The organism is Variovorax sp. P4_D9, assembly GCF_056401695.1.
Genome location: NZ_JBFUIU010001655.1, coordinates 1 through 762, shown reverse-complemented (window position 1 = coordinate 762; position 762 = coordinate 1). Strand labels below are relative to the sequence as shown.

2 protein-coding genes are annotated in these 762 nt (G+C 65.5%); both read right to left on the bottom strand.

Annotated features, from left to right (window positions below):
• Positions 1-297 (bottom strand): SDR family NAD(P)-dependent oxidoreductase (locus AC1DY5_RS57580; RefSeq protein ID WP_478123032.1); only part of this gene is annotated, 297 nt, incomplete at its 3' end.
• A gap of 13 nt (positions 298-310) precedes the next feature.
• Positions 311-762: CoA transferase (locus AC1DY5_RS57575; protein ID WP_478123031.1), on the bottom strand; the 452-nt coding region annotated here is incomplete at its 5' end.

Below are 762 nucleotides of genomic sequence, written 5' to 3'. Positions count from 1 at the left end.
TTGCCGGCGCATGTCGTCGTAGTCAATGTCGCCGAACTGGTCGAGGCCGAGAACGCCAGCGACATGCAGCACCCAGTCCAGGCGAGCGTTGCGCGCCTTCATCTCCTCGGCGAGGCGGCGGACAGCCTCGGGCGACGTGACATCGATGCCACCGATGGTCTCGACGCCCCCTTCGGTGAAGCCCTCGCCGCTGCCCAGGCAGGCCGCGATCACGCGGTCGCCGCGCGCCTGCAACTGAAGGCAGATCGCATTGGCGATGCCACGGTCCGCACCAACCACCAGAATTTTCTTTGTCATGAGTTTGTCTCCATTAGCCTTTGTTGCGCAGGTATTCGCTGCCCGTGATCCTCGCCGTGCGCAGTTCGCGGCGAGTGTTTTCCGAATAGCCCAGTTCCTCCAACACCTCGTCGGTGTGCTCGCCGAGCAAAGGGGCGCCGCGCCGGATGGAGCAAGGCGTCTTGTCGAACTGCGCGGGTGGGCGAGCTTGCCGCAGGCGCCCCGCGGCGTGATGGTCGAACTCCACGATGGTGCCGGCGGCCACCACCTGCGGGTGGTTTAGCACCTCGTTGCGCTTCAGCGCCGGAGCGCAAGGCACGTCGTGCGCCTCGAGTCGGGCCATCCACTCGGACGTGGTCCTCGACTTCAGGACCTCCTGGGTCAACAGGAGACGTTCGTTGACGTGCTCGTCTCGCGCACTGGGCGTCGCAAAGCGCTCATCGTCCAGCCACTCCGGCTTTTCCAGCGCCTTGGTGAGGCCGATCC